Raw genomic sequence first — 19,744 nt, forward strand, 5'->3', positions numbered from 1 at the left:
TTCACATAGTATCTGATAATATTCATTAGACATGTATTAATGTAACATTATTTGCATAAAATTTCAACAAATTTTTGAAATGCTTTTTGTCCTTTCTCATCTCTTTTATACACTCCTGCATGCTCTAGCACTTTCATAAACACGATTCCTATCTCTGTTTTTAACACATTTTCTACATTTTCTTTGGATATTTTTTCATATTTTTTGCTAAAATCTTCTACCCAATCTGCATGCTTTGCAATCGCTTCACAAGAACGAATCTCTTTTTTCTCAACAATATACTCTCCTAATAACCTCATCTCCTCTTTTAATCGTGCTGGAAGAACTGCCAGACCCATAACCTCAATCAATCCAATATTTTCTTTTTTTATGTGATGAAGTTCACTGTGAGGATGAAATACCCCTAATGGATGTTCTTTTGTAGTAAGATTATTGCGCAATACCAAATCTAGCTCATACATATCTCCTCTTTTTCTGGCAATCGGAGTAATTGTATTATGCGGTTCCCCATCCGTATATGCGTAAATTTGTACCGATTCATCTGTGTACTCTCTCCATTTAGAAAGAATTTTATCACCAAGTTCAATTAAGCGTTCCGTCTTATTGCCACGAAGCCGTAATACCGACATTGGCCATTTTACACGACCGACTTCAATCTCTTCAAATCCATTTATCACAAATCGTTCTTCAATTGGTGCTTTTGCCATTGCAAATTCATAACATCCTCCTTGAAAATGATCATGACTCAAAATAGAACCTCCAACAATCGGAAGATCCGCATTCGACCCTACAAAATAGTGGGGAAATTGCTTTACAAAATCAAAAAGCTTTGCAAACGTATTCCGATCAATTTTCATTGGTACATGCTCATAATTAAATACAATACAGTGCTCATTATAATAAACATAAGGTGAATATTGAAATCCCCACGTCTGACTTTGAATTGTAACTGGTATTACTCTGTGATTTTGTCTTGCCGGATGGTTTAAGCGACCGGCATATCCTACATTTTCTTTGCATAAAAGACAGATCGGATATCCGCTCTGTTTTGCCATTTTCGCCGCGGCAATCGCCTTAGGATCTTTTTCAGGCTTTGATAAATTAATTGTAATATCCATATCGCCATACTCCGTTGAAGCAATCCATTTCATGTCTTTTTTAATCCGGTAGCTCCGTATATAATCGCTTTTTTTACTCAATTCATAATAATAATCCGTTGCTCTCTTTGGAGATTCCCCATAATAATTATAAAATCTTTTCGTCACCTGACTCGGTCTTGGAACAAGAATTCCCATAAGCTTTGTATCAAACAAATCTCGTTCCGTTATATTATCTTCTATCAATCCTTTTTCGCATGCATAATCAAGCAAATCTGCTAAAATTGTTTCTAAATCAGCATCTTCCGGACCATCATTTGGTACTTCCTCATATTCATTTAGCAAAAGACAATCTAACAGTTGATTAATCATATAAATCCGATCTTCTGCTTCTACTAATTTCATCTGTATTCCATAATCTGCCAACTGACCAATTCTTTTATAAACATTTCTAAAATCCATATTCTATCCCGCCGTTACTGAAAACTTATAAAAAGTTATAAACTTTTATGTTTCATTCCTACTTCAATGTGTATGCTTTTGTACTGAATAAGTCCAGATACTACTCACAAGTTCTTGTACACTCCATAGGCGTAAATTCCTGACTAACGTACCAGTACATATCTGCATTAACTTGAACGTGTTAGGATACAGATTGTTGTTCTAACGTCGTTTCTCCATATCTTTTTAGATTCAAAGAAGCTTGGTAATCTCTATCTATCACGTTTCCACATTCACATTTGTAAATACGGTCTGATAACTTTAAATCTTTCTTGATATTTCCGCAACAACTACATAGTTTAGAACTTGGAAAGAATCTATCTGCAATAATTATCGGAATATTCTTCCATACAAATAAAACTTGGTTCTCGTTTTATGATTTCAGATGTTGTTTGACGTAAATAGTTTTGACGAAGATTGGTTAGTCTGTGATTTAACTTTAAAAGTTCTTGTTCACTTTTTATAAGGTTACTTGTTTTACAGTAATTTTCTCCTTTCTTATTTTTCTCATATCTTCTTGATATGGAACGCTGTAACCTGCGTTTTCTTTTCTCTAATTTCTTTACTTTTTGAGTTTTATTTATATTCTGATATTTATGCCCATTCGAACAGATTGCTAAATCTTTTATTCCTAAATCAATTCCAATTCCTTCGTTTGATGGAAGAGCAGAACTGTCTTCGTATTCCATTCCAATTGTAATCCACCAATTTAATCCGTCATATTTTATACGAGGATTCATGTACTTTACATTTGCAATAGGAATACGACCATGTTCTGCAAGTCGGATCCAATTTAGTTTTTGTTTGTTTTTCTTTTTCGAAGCAGCGAATCCTTCTACTTTTACATGCGTGTCTGTAAATTGGATTTTTACATTATCCTGATAGAATTTTGGCATGGAATGTTTCTTACTCTTAAATCGTGGAAACCTTGTATACCCATTAAAGAAATCTCTATATGCTTCACAAGCATCCTTAATTGCCTGCTTGGTTACATTGTTAGAAACCTTATTTAACCAAGCATATTCTTCTGTCTTCTTTAATTGTGTAAATTCTTTTCGTAAATCTCCATCCGATATAAACTTACCACCGTTTTTATAATTATCCTGTTCTCTACCCAAAGCCCAGTTATAAGCAAATCTGGCCGTATTAGCATATTGGAATAATTTAGTTTTTTGTTTATTATTTGGAATCAGCATTACTCGAATTGTTTTTATCATTGTCTTCACCACCTTCTTCTATCAGTTCTTTAACAAGTTTTCTTGCTTTATTTGTAAGTTTTCCTTGTAACTTACAACTGAATACAGTTATTATTTGAACTAAATCTTCAACAAGTTCTTGTTGTTCTGATTTTTCAGTATTATCAATTATTTCTATATCGCAATTATATAAACTTGCAATATATTCAACTAATTCAAAACCAAATCGTAATAAGCTATCTTGATACAAAACTACAACCTTTTCGACTTTGTTCTGAGAGATTCGTTTAATCAGTTCTTTTAATCCTTTTTTCTTATAATTGATTCCAGAGCCAATGGTAATTCTATCAAGATTTGGTTTTATATTCATCACTTGATTCAATTATTCGTGCGAATAATATCTATATCCATTGCCAGAAGTATGATGTGGATGAAGTTTTCCGTTATTGTCCCAATTCCGTAATGTTTGTGCTGAAACTCCTAAAATCTTTGAAAATTCATTGATAGAATAGTATTTGCTCATAATTAAAATCCCCTTATAATGTTTATTACTTTATTCTATCAAGATAAGTTATAAAATTCAACAGATATTTATAACATTTTATAAGTTTAATTTATCCGTTTGCCGCCTTCTCCAACAAATTAAAATCTAAACTTCCTCAAGTATACAAGGACCATCACCAATTTCCACAACATAAAAATCCGCATCATAGCCAATTCTTTTCTTGTACGCCTCTCCAACCTGTTTGACAAACCGCTCCACCTCATTGTCATCTACAATGCTAACAGCACATCCTCCAAAACCGGCTCCCGTCATTCTAGCTCCTAATACCCCCTTTTGTTTTAATGCTTCTTCAACTAATGTATCCAATTCTATCCCTGTCACTTCATAATCCTCTTTCAGCGAAAGGTGTGATTCTGTCATCAACTTCCCAAATAAAATTAAATTATTACTTTTCAGAGCCTCAACTGCTTCTATTGTTCTCTGATTTTCATAAACTGCATGTCTTGCCCGCTTTTTTCTCACCTCACTCTGAATTGCATCCTTATACTGCTCAAATTCTTCTTTCGAAAGTTCTCCCAATGTATTTATATCCAATACAGCCTTTAGCTCTGAAAGGGCTTCCTCACATTCTTTTCTTCTCTCATTATATTTCGAGTCACTAAGCCCTCGCTTTTTATTCGTATTCATTATAACAATCTTTTGATGCCCTAAGTTTACAGGCGCATATTCATAAGATAAATCCGCTGTATTCAAAAAAATTGCACGATCCTTCTTACCCATTGCAATTGCAAATTGATCCATGATTCCACAATTTACCCCATTAAAGTTGTTTTCTGCAAATTGCCCAAGTAAAGCAAGCTCTGTCATACTTATCTCCACATGAAATAAATCCTTTAATACAAACCCAGTTAATACCTCAATAGAAGCCGAAGAAGAAAGACCGGAACCATTTGGAATTGTACCGTAATATAAAATATCCATTCCGGAATCAATTTCATACCCGTTCTTCTTCATTGCCCAAATGACACCCTTTGGATAATTCGTCCACTCATCCTCTTCCCTAAAAACCAAATCTTCCACCGAGCTTTCAATCACTCCAAATTGTTCAAAATTCATAGAATAAAATCTTAAAGCAGTATCCCTTCTTTTTCTTGCTACAGCAAATGTCCCAATTGTCAAAGCACATGGAAAAACATGACCTCCATTATAATCTGTATGCTCTCCAATTAAATTAACTCTTCCCGGTGCAAAATACTTTCTGGCTTCCGTTTCCTGTTCACACGTTCCGAACACCTCATAAAATTTTTTTAATAAATCATACATATCGCTACATCCCCTTTCGATTCATTTTTTACTACACACTTTTAAAACATATCTTTTGTTTTAAAACATTTTTTTTGTTTTAATAATACCATTTACGCTTTAAAAAGTAAATACAAATCGAATCATTCCATAGAAATTCGCATAACAAGTTCCTGAGGTACATTTCCGAATCCATCTCCAAACAAATTAACTCCTCCAATATGTTTCGCGTCTTCCTTCATTCCAATTCGGACCGATATATAATCATTTTCCTTTAAATGATACTCTTTAATTGTCAGGTTTGAAACTTTCTTATCATCTAAAAAAGTCCCTTTTTCATTCAGACACCATCGTTTCAGAACTCCAAATTGTGTATTTTTATCCGGCCACCATTCTGGATTTAATCTACCTCTTTGTCCGCCAAAATCACTAGGGCAAAAATAAGTTCCAGCGTCAATTCCATTAATCCAGACTGTAATATCAGATGGACAGTCTAAATTATATTCATGGTCTTCCGAACAAAGTTCAGCAGAAAATTCCAACTGTTTCTCCTGCTTCCCTGTCAGACAATAATTCGGGAATCTATATTCCACAAATCCTTCCCGAAACCAAAGTAGTTTGGCATCCATTCTCTCAGGGGCATAAAAGCTGGCCGGCTCATCTTCTATGCCTATAGGTCCTTTTAATCCTGCAAGGCCACAAGTTGGTGCAACTTTAAAATCGACAAAACTTCCGACGGGCATTCTAATAATTTCATCTTTTGTCCCTTTTAAAGAATCCGTAGAAATCTCAATATATATATGATCTAAACAAATATAACAAACCTTCATAGAACCGCGAACTCCAGGCAAAAGTCTTGTCCGAATAAGTCCTGCCTCCTCTAATACTTTAACATGTACTGCAGCCGAAGATGCCGGAATTGAAAGTTCCTCTGCAATCTCATTGATATTCATTTCCTTTTCTCTAAGTTTTTTTAAAATCCGTATTCTTACTTCCGACGACAAAGCCTTTGAAAGAACAGACAAATGCTTTTCATCATCTAAATTCATTTTAATCGTCTTAATCATAGTCAAACCTCAAAAATTCCTGTTTTTTTAGAATAAAACATTATTTTTGTTCCAAAGAAAACATCCAATTTTTTTTAATATAAATTGTACTAATTTTCTCTCTAATTTTCAATATAAGACTTATTGAAAGAGATATTTTATATATATAAAGACTATTGCTCTGGTAGATGATTCACCTACTTTTGCAATAGTCCCTTTTCAACCTTTTTTATTTTCTTTTATGTCTTAAAATTCCTTTTACAGAATCATAAGCTAATACAACTCCAGTTAACGAAAACAATACAGTCAGACTAGTAAAAGTAGCTGTATGCTGACTGGAAGTATGAAATGCCGTCGGGCTGACAATAATCGTATATACCGTAAAAAATAAAAACAGGCTCAATGCCAAGCGAATATAGTAACGGTATACTGGAAGTTCTTGTTGCCCTTCTTTTTTTTCATTTCCCTGCTTCATCATTTCCTCGCTTATCAATTGCCTCAAAACGCAATTCATTTTTTATTTTTCTAAAAATGCTTTCACCTTATTATAAATACTTTCCGAGTCTAATCCATATTTCTTAATTAATTCTACTGCAGGTCCGGATTCACCATAAGTATCTTCAATTCCTATCTTAAGAACCTGTGTTGGCGCTTTGGCAGACAATGTATCACAAACTGCACTTCCAAGACCTCCAATAATAGAGTGTTCTTCAATTGTAACAACTTTTCCTGTTTCTTTTGCTGCCTCTACGATTAAATCCTCATCTAATGGCTTAATTGTATGAATATTAATTACTTTTGCATCAATTCCATCTTTTGCAAGTAATTTAGCAGCTTCTAATGTTTCAGATACACATAAACCAGTTGCAACTAAAGTAATATCTTTTCCTTCTTTTAAAACAACACCTTTTCCAAGCTCAAATTTATAATCCGGGTTATCATTAATTACAGGAACTGCTAATCTGCCAAAACGAAGATATACAGGTCCCTGATGTTTAATTGCTGCTTCTACTGCCTGTTTCGCTTCAATGTCATCTGCCGGATTAATTACTACCATTCCCGGTATTGTACGCATTAAAGCAATATCTTCATTACACTGATGAGTCGCTCCATCTTCACCAACCGAAATGCCGGCATGAGTTGCACCAATTTTTACATTTAACTTTGGATAACCAACTGCATTACGAACCTGCTCAAATGCACGACCTGCTGCAAACATTGCGAAAGAACTTGCAAATGGAATTTTACCGGTTGTCGCAAGACCTGCTGCAATACCAATCATATTACACTCTGCAATACCACAGTCAATATGACGTTCTGGAAAAGCCTTCTTAAAAATTCCTGTTTTTGTTGCTGCTGCCAAATCGGCATCTAATACAACTAATTCTGGATATTTTTCGCCTAACTCAGCCAAAGCATTACCATAGCTTTCTCTTGTTGCAATTTTTTTTGTTTCTTTTACTGACATAATGCTTCACCTGCTTTCTCTAATTCTTCCATTGCCTGTGCATATTGCTCGTCATTCGGAGCAGAACCATGCCAGGAAGCTTGATTTTCCATAAAGGATACACCTTTACCTTTGATACTCTTTGCAATAATTGCTGTTGGCTGTCCTTTTGTTTCCTTTGCTTCTTTAAATGCCTTTTCTAATTCATCAAAATTATGTGCATCTACATGAATTACATGGAAATTAAATGCTTCAAACTTTTTATCAATTGGATATGGAGAACATACATCATCTACATTTCCATCTATTTGTAATCCGTTATTATCTACAATCACTACCAGGTTATCCAGCTTTCTGTGACCGGCAAACATAGCTGCCTCCCAGATCTGACCTTCCTGAATTTCTCCATCGCCGGCCAATGTATATACCCGGTAGGATTTGTTATCCATTTTTGCTGATAAGGCCATTCCTACTGCCACTGACACACCCTGTCCTAAGGAACCACTTGACATATCAACACCTGGAATATGCTTCATATCCGGATGTCCCTGAAGATAAGATCCAACATGACGAAGTGTCTTTAAATCTTCTTTTGGGAAATATCCTTTTTCTGCCAATGTTGCATAAAGACCCGGTGCAACATGCCCTTTGGATAATACAAAACGATCACGGTCCTCTTTCTTTGGATTTTTTGGATCTACATTCATCTCTTCAAAATAAAGATATGTGAAAATATCTGCTGCGGATAATGAACCGCCTGGATGACCAGATTTTGCACTGTGAACTGCTGTTACGATTCCTTTTCGAACCTCATTGGCAGTCTTCTGTAATTCTAACTTATTCATGCACTTACCACCTTTTATAATCTTTTTGTACATACTACGTTCCCATTATACGTTATTTTTTGGTGAATTTCAATGATAGATGTCCTTTTTTTATAGCTTCACGAACAATGTCTTATACTGTCTTACTGGAACCAGAAATTTTTCATATCATATTTATAAATCCGATATGTATAAGTTTCCACATTATAATTTAATCCATGAATTAAAACACCATCCTTGTCATATTCACCCAATGAGCATTTTGTACCAGAATTTACAATAAAATGTTCTTTATAATTTTGAATACTACTGTCATAGCTGGAATATGGAATTGAAAACGATTCCGCTAACTGATAAGTTCCGGCTGACTCATCCACATAGTACTTATAATATTTTGATGTGGCTGCCTTTTTCTTCTTCGTACCAATGCCATTTACATCGGACCATTTTAAATCTTTTCTTGTATCTGAATTTCCATAATTATTATTGTACATCGTAATATAATATTGCTCACTACCAAGTCCATTTTCGTTGATTACCTGAATATCACTTTGCCCAAATTGGCTCTTAAACGTAGATTCTGTACTCGCATTTTGCTGGTTATTTTGTGTTCCGTTTGTATTCCCTGATTCCTCTTCTTTATTTGCCTTCGTATATACCTTATCTGCATATTTTGTACTTTCCCACACAAAATTAGGTCCTATAATATAGCCAAGAGATGGTACTACACTTGTAATCCCGTTAATCTTAATTAAACTACTCAATTCTTTCGAACTTACAATAACAGAGTTACTTCCTGCCATAGCAATCGAGTTGAGTCTGAGCCAATTCAGCTTCTTTGCACCGGAAGGCTTGGAAGCTTTTTTCTTCATTTTCGGAAATATTTTTCCTAAATCAACACTTTCCTTTGAAGTACCCTTTTCCAAATTTAAAGATACAATTCGATCCTCGACCGTATTACTATTTTCCTTTGTTGCCAGCATAATAAGATTTCCATAACCATCGTAAACAAAATCATGATGTAATTTATATCCTTTTAATGGATAATTCTTTACAACCTGTCCTAATGAATTGACTGCCGCAAATCCTTTATCACTATAGTTATAAATCATCGTTCCATTAAAAAAAAGTACCCTGTCTGCACGATAATTTACCAAAGGAATCGAGCTTCTTATTACACCGGAATTATCATATAAATAGATTTTTTTCGGTGCTTTTTTATTATCTGTGTCATATCCTAAGAAAAAGTAAAGTCCATTCGATAGTTGCTCTCCACTTTTGCCATCTGCTTGTGAAAGCTGGATTGCCACATTCCCGGAAAGCTTATCTGGCTTAAAACGATACACTGCACTTTTTTGTACTTCTCCTTTTGTGTTATATAAATCTAAGTAAATATAATTTTCCTTACCAGGAACTAACCCGACAATCTGATATTCATGTTCTTTTGAAAATTCCGCTCCATCTGCACTGTAACAGGTTCTCGTAAAATCAGGTATATCCTCATCATTTACCTGTATTGTATATTTTAATTTACAAGCATCTGCTGTCTTAAAATACAAATAAAAAGAAAGCTCATTCGTTCCATATGGATTATATGCCCAAAGTGGAGATTCAAAGTTGTATCGTTCTCTTGTCTTTTGTTCCTCTAACTCTGATTTAACTGCTTTTGAAGCTTTCACATTATAAATTTCTTTCGTATTCTTATGAGAAAATGTCAGAATCGAATCTTCTCCACTTTTAGAAAGTGTAGTAACAGGTACACTGCCTGCTTCCCGTTTCGACTTTCCATACTGATTCATATCCAATTCTTCCTGACTCACTTCTTTTTCTTCTTTTTTTCTGGAAAGATAACCCTTTCCTGCAAGTCCTGCCACTGCTCCTAAAACAACAAGCATAATCACACTTGTTAATAAAATAACTTTCAAATAATGTTTCATATTAGTACCTTACTGCCTTTCTCTAAAGTGTCTCGATTGCTCTAACCAATTGCTGAACGCTCTCTAATGTCGTTGCCCATGAAGTCACAAAACGTACTGCATAGGTTCCATTTGGAAATTCCTGTTCTACCTGGAAGATAAAACTACTTTCTAATTTTTGCTTTTCTGATTCTGTTAAGATAGGGAAAAGCTGGTTGCTACATGGCGGCTGATAAAATACAATCTTTTTCTTCTGAAATGCTTTTATAATCTGTCTGGCCATCTGATTTGCATGTTCTCCCAGTTCATAATAAAGACCATCTTCAAATAACGTTTCAAACTGGATACCCATAAGAAAACCTTTCGCCATCATCGCACCTCTTGTTTTAATCAGATAACGAAAATCTTCTTTTATCGTATCATTACAAAGTACAAGCGCTTCACCTAATAATGCACCATTTTTTGTTCCTCCTATATAAAATAAATCTACAAGTGAAGCAATATCTTTAAGCTCTAAATCATTTTTATCACTGGCAAGTGCACTAGAAAGTCTTGCTCCATCTAAAAACAAATATAAATTATGTTGTCTGCATACTTTAGAAATCGCTGAAAGTTCTTCTTTTGTATATACCGTTCCAAGCTCTGTAGTATCAGAAATGTATACAAGCTTAGGCTGTACCATATGCTCATCTTTGTGATAGTTAAGAACTTTTATAATCTGTTCCGGCTTTAACTTTCCCTCCTCATTTGGCACAGTAACAACTTTATGTCCTGTTGCCTCGATTGCGCCTGTTTCATGAACATTAATATGTCCTGTATCCACAGTAACCACACATTGATGAGGTCGTAAAATAGAAGAAATTGCCAATAAATTAGTCTGTGTACCACCCGGAATAAAGTGAATCTCTACATCATTTTGACCAATTTCCTTTTTTATCAGTGCTTTTGCCCGTTCACAATGAGAATCCAGACCATAACCCGGATTCTGCTCCAAATTACTTTTTAGCATTGCTTCTAATATTTTCGGATGTGCTCCTTCACTATAATCATTTGCAAAACTGTACATACTGCTTCCTCCTATTTTCGATTTTTCAGTAATAAAAGCTATAATCACTGATTTTACTACTAAATAGTACCATATTTTAATTTTGGATTCAATGAGAGAACATTCCCTAATTCATAATTGTATCATACTTTTTCTGATAATTATAACTTATATCAAGTTTTTTCTTTTTGTTTGTGATATACTATATATCTAATATAAAATGAAAGGAAGCATTATTAACATGAAACGAAAAAGATCAAAAATCTATATAAAGTCACCGGAACAAATCGAAAAAATTAGAGAAAGCGGAAAAATTAATATTGCACTTCTTGATGAAGTAACGCCATTAATAAAAGAAGGGATTTCCACAGAAGAAATTGACCAGTTTATATATAATAAAACGAAGGCTTATGGTGCAATTCCTGCACCATTAAACTATGAGGGTTTTCCGAAATCCGTTTGTACATCCATTAACGCACAGGTTTGTCATGGTATTCCTTCTAAGGACACAATTTTAAAAAATGGAGATATTATCAATGTAGATGTTTCTACGATTTACAATGGATATTTTTCAGATTCTTCCCGTATGTTCTGTATTGGAGAAGTTTCTCCTGAACGTAAATTATTAGTTGAACGTACAAAAGAGGCAATGTATCTTGGACTTGATGTAGTGAAACCCGGTAATCATTTCGGTGACATTGGACAGGTAATTTCCGACTTTGCTAAAAAACATAATTACACTGTAGTAAGAGAAATCGGCGGGCACGGAGTTGGAATTAAATTCCATGAACAACCTTTTGTTTCTTTCGTAAGCAAAAAAGGAACCGGGGCTTTATTTGAACCAGGTATGATATTTACAATAGAACCTATGATTAATCTTGGTGATAATGAAGTATTTATTGATGAATCGAATGATTGGACAATATATACCGCAGATGGAAAAGACTCTGCACAATGGGAGATTATGGTATTAGTAACTGAAACCGGAGCTGAAATATTAGCTTACTAAAATTATCCCTCATCTTTGAGCAAAACATTCTCAAAGATGAGGGGGATAAATAAATATGCAACACCACCATAGGTTTTCATTACAAAACTCTAATATTATCTATCGTTCCTTTTTCTTCAAAAATAGTCCATTCACATATATTAACTGCATGATCGCCAATTCGTTCTAAATATTTTGCAATCATTAATACATCAACACAATAATCGGCATTCTGATTGCCACCTTGTAACAGACTAATTATTTCCGTCTTAATCTTATCAAATAATCCGTCTATAATATCATCCTGCTTCATAATCTCTCCTGCAGCTTTTACATCTCTTTTAATAAATGCATTTAGGGAGTCATGGACCATCTTTTTTGTTGCCTCTATCATTTTCGGAACCTGCTTTGATAAATGGTAAAAGTCCGCATGCTCAAATCGAACAATAATTTCCGCAATATCCGCCGCATGATCTCCAATTCGTTCCATATCTGTCACGACTTTTAAGGCAGTTGATACCATTCTCAAATCTCTTGCAACCGGTTGTTGTCTTGTAATCAATGCAAGGGATTGTGCCTCAATTCCTTTCTCCATATCATCGACAGTATCATCTCCCTCCATAACTTCCTTAGCCAGTTCAATATCCATTGTTTCTAAGGCCTTAAAAATCTGATCAATGGATTTTTCAACATACTGTCCCATTTCAACTAAATTATCATTAAGTGCCTCTAACTGATGTTCAAAACTGATTCTTGGTGTCATTGTTATCTCCTTTCATTAACCAAAACGTCCTGTTATATAATCTTCTGTCTTCTTTTCTTTTGGACGGGTAAATAAAACATCTGTTTCACTATATTCGATTACTTCCCCCACAAGAAAAAATGCAGTATAATCTGAAATTCTGGCTGCCTGCTGCATATTATGGGTAACAACAGCAACTGTATATTTTTCCTTTAATTCTCCCATTAAATCTTCAATTTTAAGTGTAGATATGGGATCAAGAGCCGATGTAGGTTCATCCATCAATAAAACTTCCGGTTCAACTGCCAACGCTCTTGCAATACAAAGTCTTTGCTGCTGACCGCCTGACAGACCAAGTGCTGATTTTTTAAGCCGGTCTTTCACTTCATCAAATATTGCAGCACCTTTTAAACTCCTTTCCACGATTTCATCTAACTGCTCTTTCGACTTAACACCATGAATCCGAGGTCCATAAGCAATATTATCATAAATACTCATTGGAAATGGATTGGGCTGCTGAAATACCATTCCGACTTTTTTACGAAGCAGTGTTGTATCAACCTTTTCATCATACACATTTTCTCCATCTAATAATACAGTTCCTTCAATTCTTACGTTATCAATCAAATCATTCATTCGGTTCAATGTTTTTAAAAAAGTAGATTTTCCACAGCCGGACGGACCAATAAACGCAGTAATTGCTTTATCCTTTATTTCCATATTTATATTTTTCAATGCATGATTTTCTCCATAATACAAATTCAAATCCTTCGTGATTATTTTGTTCTCTGACATAAGTAATGTTCCTTTCTATTTTGCTGATACATCAAACCGCTTTGTTAAATATTTCGTAATGATATTAATTACAAATACAATAACAAGTAACACAACTGCGATTCCGAATGCCTCCTGATATTTTGCTTTCGACATGCTAAGATAAAGTTCGATTGTAAGTGTACCACCCGGCTGAAAGATTTTCTGAAATAATCCATTTCCATATTCACCAAGTTTAGGAAGCAAGAATCCGCTTCCTGCTGTAAATAATAACGCAGCCGATTCACCAACAATTCTTCCGATTGCAAGAATAACTCCCGTAATAATTCCGGGCATTGCAGATGGCAATAAAATTGTCCGAATCATATACCATTTTGGTGCTCCCATACCAAGGGCGCCACTTCGATAAGTATCCGGCACTGTTTTTAATGCTTCCTGTGTGTTTCTCGTAATAAGTGGAAGTACCATCAAAGTTAATGTAAGAGCTCCTGTTAAAATCGAATAACCAAGCTTTAACGTATTTCCAAAAAACACCATGCCAAACAAACCAAAAATAATAGATGGAAGTCCGGCTAAAATCTCCGTCGTAGCTTCAATTGTTCTTACAATTCTCCCTTGTTTTGCATATTCATTTAAATAAACTGCAGCTCCAATTCCCAGAGGAGTTGCAATAAGAAGCGTAAGAAAAATCATATATAAAGTATTTACAATATTTCCTGCAATTCCATAATTTCCTTTTATTGTGCTTGGAACAGTTGTCAGAAAATTCCAGTTTATTACTCCGGCTCCCCTATAAAATACATAGCCAACAATTCCAACTAACAAAAATATGGAAACAGAAGCACTAGCGTAAATTAAGACATACCATATCCTATCTGATATTCTTTTCTGCTTTCCATTTATAGTACTAATTTTCTCCATCCTGCTTCCCTCCCTTCAATATTTTTGTCAGCACTAAATTTATAACTAAGATGAAAACAAATAATACCAGCCCTATTGTAAATAAAACTTCTCTATGTGTATCCGCCGCATATCCCATCTCGCTTACAATCGCAGTTGTTAAAAAGCGGACAGAGTTAAATGGAAGCGGTAAGTTGACCGCACTTCCGGATACTAAGCTAATCGCCATTGCTTCGCCAATTGCACGCCCAACACCTAATACAATCGCAGCAATAATACCAGATTTTGCAGCCGGAAGAATTACTTTAAAGATAGTCTGAATGTGAGACGCCCCCAATGCAAGCGAAGAGCTTTTTAGCTGAGCCGGCACTGCCCGTATTGCGGATTCACTTATATTAATTACAGTTGGAAGTATCATAATTGCCAATACAAAAACCGCAGAAATCAAGTTTGCTCCACCTGTGAATTGATGTGTCTGAGAATCCTTAAATATGAACTGTTCCAGTTTGTACATAAGCGGATTTAATATAAGTAATCCCAACAGACCATAGATAACAGAAGGGATTCCTGCTAATAACTCTACAGCCGGTTTTACAATCGCTGCTAATTTCTTCGGCGCTGTTTCTGCAAGAAAAACAGCAGTCAGCACCCCAATTGGTACTCCAATCAATACAGCAAAAAAAGTACCGATAATCGAAGTAAGAATAACATAAAGAATACCATAAGAAGCCGGATTAGCAGCTGGCTTCCAGACCGTTCCAAATAAAATTTCAGTAATTCCAACCTTCAAAAGAGCCGGCGTTCCACTCAGTATCATATATAAAGTGATTGATAACACAGCCAGAACAGCGAAAAAACCGCATAATGTAAATAAAATGAAAGCGGTTTTTTCTGCTATTTCTTTTGTCTGATGGCTGCCTATAATTGAATTTTTCTTATCCATCATCCACGCCTTTCTTAGTCTACTGTAATTAGTCCTACCGATTCGACCAATTGTTTTCCTTCTTCACTCTTAAGGTAATCAAATAACGCTTTTACTAAATCATTTTGTTCACTAATCTCACCTTTTGTTGCCATTACAAATGGTCTGCTTAAGAAGTAATCACCAGATTTAATATTTTCAGCAGTTGGTTCAACCCCTTCTAATGTAAGGGCATTTACTGTATCATCTAATACATCTAAAGAAACATATCCGATTGCACCTTTCGTAGCTGCAACCTTTGCCATAACTGCACCGGTACTATCCAGTTCATTTGCATACTTACATTTATCTTCAATTCCTAAAATTTCTTCAAAAGCACCTCTTGTACCAGATCCGGCTTCTCTTCCTACTACAACAATTGGTGTATCGTCTCCGCCAAGTTCTTTCCAGTTTGTGATTTCACCACTGTATATTTTTGTTAAATCATCTTTTTTTAAATCTTTCACTTTATTATCCTCGTCTGTCACAATTGCAATACCATCAATTGCCACTATGTTCTCAACAGCTCCTGCTTCTTTTTCACTATCTTCTAAATTTCTGGAAGCATTGCCGATATCTGCTGTTCCACCAACTAATGCTTCAATACCGGCACTGGATCCTACAAATTCGGGACTTACTGTTACGCCTGGATTTTTCTCCATAAATGCTTCACCTAACGCATTTGCAAACTTCTCCATTGAAGTCGATCCAATCATTGTAATTGTTCCATTTAAATTACCTGTGTCCCCTGTTACATTGTTATCCGTTGTTTTTGTCTTTTGTTCTGTTTTGGTATCCGAATTTTCACCGGTTGAAGTTCCACATCCGGTTACCATAGTTGCCGCAAAAACTCCAAGTAACATCATTCCTAATATTTGTTTCATCTTTCTCTTCATCGTTTCTTTCTCCTTTTCTTTTTGATTACGTCTAAAGAATAAATCACGACTGTTAAAAACAAATATAACTTTTGTATTTTTTTTGTAAATACTATGTAAATTCGTTCATTTGTATAAATACACTTCTTATGTTAGAATAGGAGAATAATTGTGTTTATATAAGGAGAATTTATCATGGACAAGTATCAGGAAACTTTTGAGAAAATCAAAAAATTTACAGAAAAAAAAGACTATCTTTCTGCTTCTAAAGAAATGAAGCAATTACTGGAACAATTAGAATGTGACTTAAAAGACCAAAAAGGAACTTATTTTAGCTTTAACCATATTTTAGAAGCTTACCAATATCAATACTTTAAAAAAACAGCCAATGAACCTCTATTTACAGAAATAAATATTGCTGCATTTTATCGTTTTTATGGATTTATTTTAATGCACTTGAACCGTATTGGTGACTCAATCACTGCTTATGAAAATGCACTTGATTGGAACCCTGTTGACTTAGACGCATTCTTTCAGTTATCCGAACTATATAAAAAATCCGGCGATTTAAAACATACAAAAGAAACTACATTAGCTTTATATAACTATTGCTGTACAAGAGCAACTATGGCACATTTTTACAGAAATTTAGGATTTTATTATTTGGAATCCTATAAACCGGAAATTGCAATTCCGCTTTATATTTATAGCAATATTTTTTATGATACCAAACAAGCACACAATGAACTGGAATATCTATCGAAAGCTCTGAATCAGCCAACCCGCGAATATTCGATAAAGGAACTACAAGCAGTCCTATCCAAGGAAGATCTTCCAATCGGTCCAAATCCTGATACAATTGGTATTACATTCCGAGTTGGACAATTAGAGCTGGAATTAGAGCACTTCTCGAATGCCTTCGACTGTTTTTCTATGGTTTATGATTTAACCCAAGATAAAGAAGCTAAAGAAATGGTAAATATGTTAAAAGATAAGGCAGATATAAACTAGGAAAAGACGGCTGGTTTTGCAGCCGTCTTTTCCTTATCTATACTTTTCTATTTATTTTGTTGCCAAAAGTTTTTCAATACTAACAATTTTCACACAAAGCACAAACAATTCAGCTGCCTCTGCTAATTCCTCCGGTGTAGGGAATGTAGGTGCAATACGGATATTACTGTCTTTTGGATCTTTTCCATATGGGAATGTCGCTCCTGCATTTGTCATAATGACACCTGCCTCTTTACATTTCGCAACAATTTTCTTTGCACAACCTTCCATCGACTCAAAGGAAATGAAATATCCTCCCTTTGGCTTAATCCATTCGCCAATTCCAAGACCGCCAAGTTCATTTTCCAGCACCTCTAGCACAGCTTCGAATTTCGGTCTGATAATGTCTGCATGCTCCCTCATTTTTGCCTTTAATCCAGCTAAATCCTTAAAATAGCGAGCATGACGCAACTGATTCAACTTATCATGACCAATTGTCTGAATTGTAAGCTGTTTACGAATTTCTTCTAAGTTACGGTCAGAGGCAGCTAAAAATGCAACTCCTGAACCAGGAAAGCTCACTTTTGATGTAGACGCAAACTTATAAACAAGATCTGGATTTCCTGCTTTTTCACATTCCTCTAAAATTTCCAATAGAAAATCCTGGTCATCTTCGTACAAATGATGAATACAATAAGCGTTGTCCCAAAAAATTCTAAAATCCTCTGCTGCTGGCTTTAAGCGTGCAAATCGCCGAACTGTTTCGTCTGAATAAGTAATTCCTTGTGGATTTGAGTACTTTGGAACACACCAGATTCCTTTTATCGAATCATCCTTTGATACTAACTCTTCTACCATGTCCATATCCGGACCTTCCGGTGTCATAGGCACATTAATCATTTCAATCCCAAAATATTCTGTAATCGCAAAATGTCTGTCATATCCTGGTACAGGACATAAAAATTTTACTTTATCCAGCTTCATCCAAGGTGTACTCCCCAATACTCCATGTGTCATGCAGCGTGATATCGTATCGTACATAATATTCAAACTAGAATTGCCATACATAATAATTTTTTCTGGTGGAACTTCTGCCATCTGAGAAAAAAGTCGCTTTGCCTCTTTAATTCCATCCAATACTCCATAATTTCGGCAATCAACACCATCTTCACTTACTAAATCAGTTGAACTGTCTAAAACATCCATCATTCCCGCTGTAATATCTAATTGAGCCTTTGACGGCTTTCCTCTTGACATATCAAGTTTTAGCCCTTTTGCTTTTACTTCCTCATACTTTTTATCCAACTCTTTTTTCAACGTTTCCAGTTCTTCTTTACTCATTTTCTCGTATGATTTCATAGTTGCCTCCTTATTAATTAACACTTACATTTTTATAATTTTATGAGAAAGAGTAAATTTTGTCAACACCCTCTTCTTTTTTATCATGACAAGAAGCTTTCATTTCAACTTATATAGTTTCCCAATTGTCAAAACAGGCTGTTTGGACTCGTCAAAAATAGTTGTATATAAAACCTCATACTCTTTTTCTACCCCATCTTTTTCATTGACACAAAAAGTAAACGAAGCCATCTCATCTTTTCCCTCAAAATTTTTTTGTTCCCTTAATTCATTGTAGAATTCTATAATTTTTTGCTCATCATTTTCACAAAAAGAACGAATATAATGTTTTTTTACCTTCTCTATATAATTATAATAAACTTTTGAAGTTTTCCCTGACGCATAGGAAATAATCATTTTATCTTCTTTGTGACGATATTCAAAAATATCTTCTCTTGTTAACTTTTGCAAAATCTTATAGCGGTTAATCTGCTCTTCCAATTCTTCATTGGTCTTTTTTAACTTCCATTGAAGCAAATTAGAGTTCATATAATAGACAAAAAAAACTCTTCCAATAATTCCTGCACAAATTGCTAAAGTAAATATTAACTGATAATTTTCCGCTTTTCCTCCTATGCAGATAAGAAATCCATATTCCAAAACAATGATAATTCCTGTACAAATTAAAATTTCCTTATTTTTCAAAACTAATATGATATTCAATGCTGCTAACAAAAGAAATACATTTTCATAATGCTCATCTTCCAAAAATTCTAACGCATGAAAACACCATGTAATCACCGTAAATTGAAAGAGCCAGACTGTTGTGTATTTTTTTTTCTTCTTTATACTATTCGGATATCTCCATTCTATTATATGAAAATAAATAATTTGGATGATACAGGCAGCAATCATTACTATAGTTGCTATTTTGTATTGCTTTTGAAATCCCGAATGTGCGTCTGTCTTAAATAATATGTAAAGATTCGTACATTGTAAAATCAAAATCGCAATAACCATTATATTAATTCGACTGACATTCGCACAGATTCTTAACTCATGCAGTTCTCTTTCTTCACTATTATTTAACCGGGCTATATCCAAAACAATTTCATTTATTTTATGCCAAACTCCCACGATTCCTTCTGCCATACCTTTCATGAAATATTACTCTCCCTGCATTTAATTTTATAGTCATCATACCATATTTTAGCAGAAAAAGAAATATTGTGGTCAAGCTATGTCTTCCACTCTTACTAATTTGAATTTTTTTTGCCTCCCATCTCGTTCATTGCGG

The 19,744-nt window shown here is 34.6% G+C and carries 19 protein-coding genes and 1 pseudogene; 2 read left to right on the forward strand and 18 right to left on the reverse strand.

The genetic code is table 11. The features are described from left to right. Positions 1-47: 47 nt before the first annotated feature. From galT to FYJ58_RS06950, 11 genes and pseudogenes are all read right to left on the reverse strand, one after another. The gene (gene galT, locus FYJ58_RS06905; RefSeq protein WP_154519000.1) at positions 48-1,559 is read right to left on the reverse strand and encodes a UDP-glucose--hexose-1-phosphate uridylyltransferase; all 1,512 of its coding nucleotides are present in this window, start codon (positions 1,557-1,559) and stop codon (positions 48-50) included. Positions 1,560-1,740: 181 nt separating this feature from the next. Continuing rightward, positions 1,741-1,938: a zinc ribbon domain-containing protein gene (locus FYJ58_RS15310; RefSeq protein ID WP_334296400.1), complete on the reverse strand. Its 198-nt coding sequence runs from the start codon at positions 1,936-1,938 to the stop codon at positions 1,741-1,743. Then, the gene (locus FYJ58_RS06910) at positions 1,916-2,815 is read right to left on the reverse strand and encodes an RNA-guided endonuclease InsQ/TnpB family protein (RefSeq protein ID WP_331464167.1); all 900 of its coding nucleotides are present in this window, start codon (positions 2,813-2,815) and stop codon (positions 1,916-1,918) included. Before FYJ58_RS06910 ends, FYJ58_RS15310 begins: the two co-directional genes overlap by 23 nt. Next, positions 2,778-3,317 (reverse strand): annotated as a pseudogene (locus FYJ58_RS06915) (MerR family transcriptional regulator). Before FYJ58_RS06915 ends, FYJ58_RS06910 begins: the two are co-directional and overlap by 38 nt. 126 nt (positions 3,318-3,443) lie before the next feature. Further along, a complete protein-coding gene (locus tag FYJ58_RS06920; protein ID WP_154519001.1) occupies positions 3,444-4,622 on the reverse strand; it encodes a galactokinase in 1,179 nt (392 codons plus the stop codon). A gap of 122 nt (positions 4,623-4,744) precedes the next feature. Then, positions 4,745-5,668, reverse strand: a complete 924-nt coding sequence (locus FYJ58_RS06925) for an ArsR/SmtB family transcription factor (RefSeq protein ID WP_154519002.1) — start codon at positions 5,666-5,668, stop codon at positions 4,745-4,747. Between the two features lie 208 nt (positions 5,669-5,876). Further along, complete coding sequence (locus FYJ58_RS06930; protein WP_154519003.1) at positions 5,877-6,161, reverse strand: hypothetical protein; 285 nt, start codon at positions 6,159-6,161, stop codon at positions 5,877-5,879. A 3-nt stretch (positions 6,162-6,164) separates the two neighbouring features. After that, positions 6,165-7,115, reverse strand: coding sequence for a transketolase family protein (locus FYJ58_RS06935; protein WP_154519004.1), 951 nt, complete (start codon positions 7,113-7,115; stop codon positions 6,165-6,167). Beyond that, positions 7,106-7,939: a transketolase gene (locus tag FYJ58_RS06940; RefSeq protein ID WP_154519005.1), complete on the reverse strand. Its 834-nt coding sequence runs from the start codon at positions 7,937-7,939 to the stop codon at positions 7,106-7,108. Before FYJ58_RS06940 ends, FYJ58_RS06935 begins: the two co-directional genes overlap by 10 nt. A gap of 122 nt (positions 7,940-8,061) precedes the next feature. Then, on the reverse strand, positions 8,062-9,855 hold the full coding sequence (locus tag FYJ58_RS06945; RefSeq protein ID WP_154519006.1) for an aryl-sulfate sulfotransferase: 1,794 nt from the start codon (positions 9,853-9,855) through the stop codon (positions 8,062-8,064). 22 nt (positions 9,856-9,877) lie between these two features. Further along, entirely contained in the window at positions 9,878-10,900 is a 1,023-nt protein-coding gene (locus tag FYJ58_RS06950; RefSeq protein WP_154519007.1) for a threonine aldolase family protein, read from the reverse strand. A gap of 220 nt (positions 10,901-11,120) precedes the next feature. On the opposite strand from FYJ58_RS06950, the gene map reads away from it, so the two are divergent. Then, complete coding sequence (gene map, locus FYJ58_RS06955) at positions 11,121-11,888, forward strand: type I methionyl aminopeptidase (protein ID WP_235912580.1); 768 nt, start codon at positions 11,121-11,123, stop codon at positions 11,886-11,888. A 79-nt stretch (positions 11,889-11,967) separates the two neighbouring features. Here map and phoU read toward each other — a convergent pair whose 3' ends face one another. From phoU to FYJ58_RS06980, 5 genes are read right to left on the reverse strand one after another with little or no spacing between them, the layout of a single operon-like run. After that, positions 11,968-12,630 (reverse strand): phosphate signaling complex protein PhoU, encoded by a 663-nt coding sequence (gene phoU, locus FYJ58_RS06960; RefSeq protein ID WP_154519009.1) that lies wholly within the window; start codon positions 12,628-12,630, stop codon positions 11,968-11,970. Between the two features lie 15 nt (positions 12,631-12,645). Next, positions 12,646-13,404, reverse strand: coding sequence for a phosphate ABC transporter ATP-binding protein PstB (pstB, locus tag FYJ58_RS06965; protein ID WP_154519010.1), 759 nt, complete (start codon positions 13,402-13,404; stop codon positions 12,646-12,648). A 15-nt stretch (positions 13,405-13,419) separates the two neighbouring features. After that, positions 13,420-14,304 (reverse strand): phosphate ABC transporter permease PstA, encoded by an 885-nt coding sequence (gene pstA / locus FYJ58_RS06970; protein WP_154519011.1) that lies wholly within the window; start codon positions 14,302-14,304, stop codon positions 13,420-13,422. Continuing rightward, positions 14,291-15,229 (reverse strand): phosphate ABC transporter permease subunit PstC, encoded by a 939-nt coding sequence (gene pstC / locus FYJ58_RS06975; RefSeq protein ID WP_205839189.1) that lies wholly within the window; start codon positions 15,227-15,229, stop codon positions 14,291-14,293. The genes pstA and pstC overlap by 14 nt, the downstream gene beginning before the upstream one ends. An 11-nt stretch (positions 15,230-15,240) precedes the next feature. Beyond that, positions 15,241-16,140 carry a phosphate ABC transporter substrate-binding protein gene (locus FYJ58_RS06980; RefSeq protein ID WP_154519012.1) on the reverse strand — a complete coding sequence of 300 codons (900 nt, stop codon included), beginning with the start codon at positions 16,138-16,140 and terminating at the stop codon, positions 15,241-15,243. Between the two features lie 174 nt (positions 16,141-16,314). Between FYJ58_RS06980 and FYJ58_RS06985 the strand changes: the two genes are divergently transcribed. Continuing rightward, complete coding sequence (locus tag FYJ58_RS06985; RefSeq protein WP_154519013.1) at positions 16,315-17,130, forward strand: hypothetical protein; 816 nt, start codon at positions 16,315-16,317, stop codon at positions 17,128-17,130. 51 nt (positions 17,131-17,181) lie between these two features. Here the strand turns inward: FYJ58_RS06985 and FYJ58_RS06990 are convergent, their stop codons facing one another. Further along, on the reverse strand, positions 17,182-18,468 hold the full coding sequence (locus tag FYJ58_RS06990) for an aminotransferase class I/II-fold pyridoxal phosphate-dependent enzyme (protein ID WP_154519014.1): 1,287 nt from the start codon (positions 18,466-18,468) through the stop codon (positions 17,182-17,184). A 99-nt stretch (positions 18,469-18,567) separates the two neighbouring features. Next, positions 18,568-19,608, reverse strand: coding sequence for a hypothetical protein (locus FYJ58_RS06995; RefSeq protein WP_154519015.1), 1,041 nt, complete (start codon positions 19,606-19,608; stop codon positions 18,568-18,570). Positions 19,609-19,744 lie beyond the last annotated feature (136 nt).

Source organism: Velocimicrobium porci (genome assembly GCF_009696045.1).
Lineage (GTDB): Bacteria > Bacillota > Clostridia > Lachnospirales > Lachnospiraceae > Velocimicrobium > Velocimicrobium porci.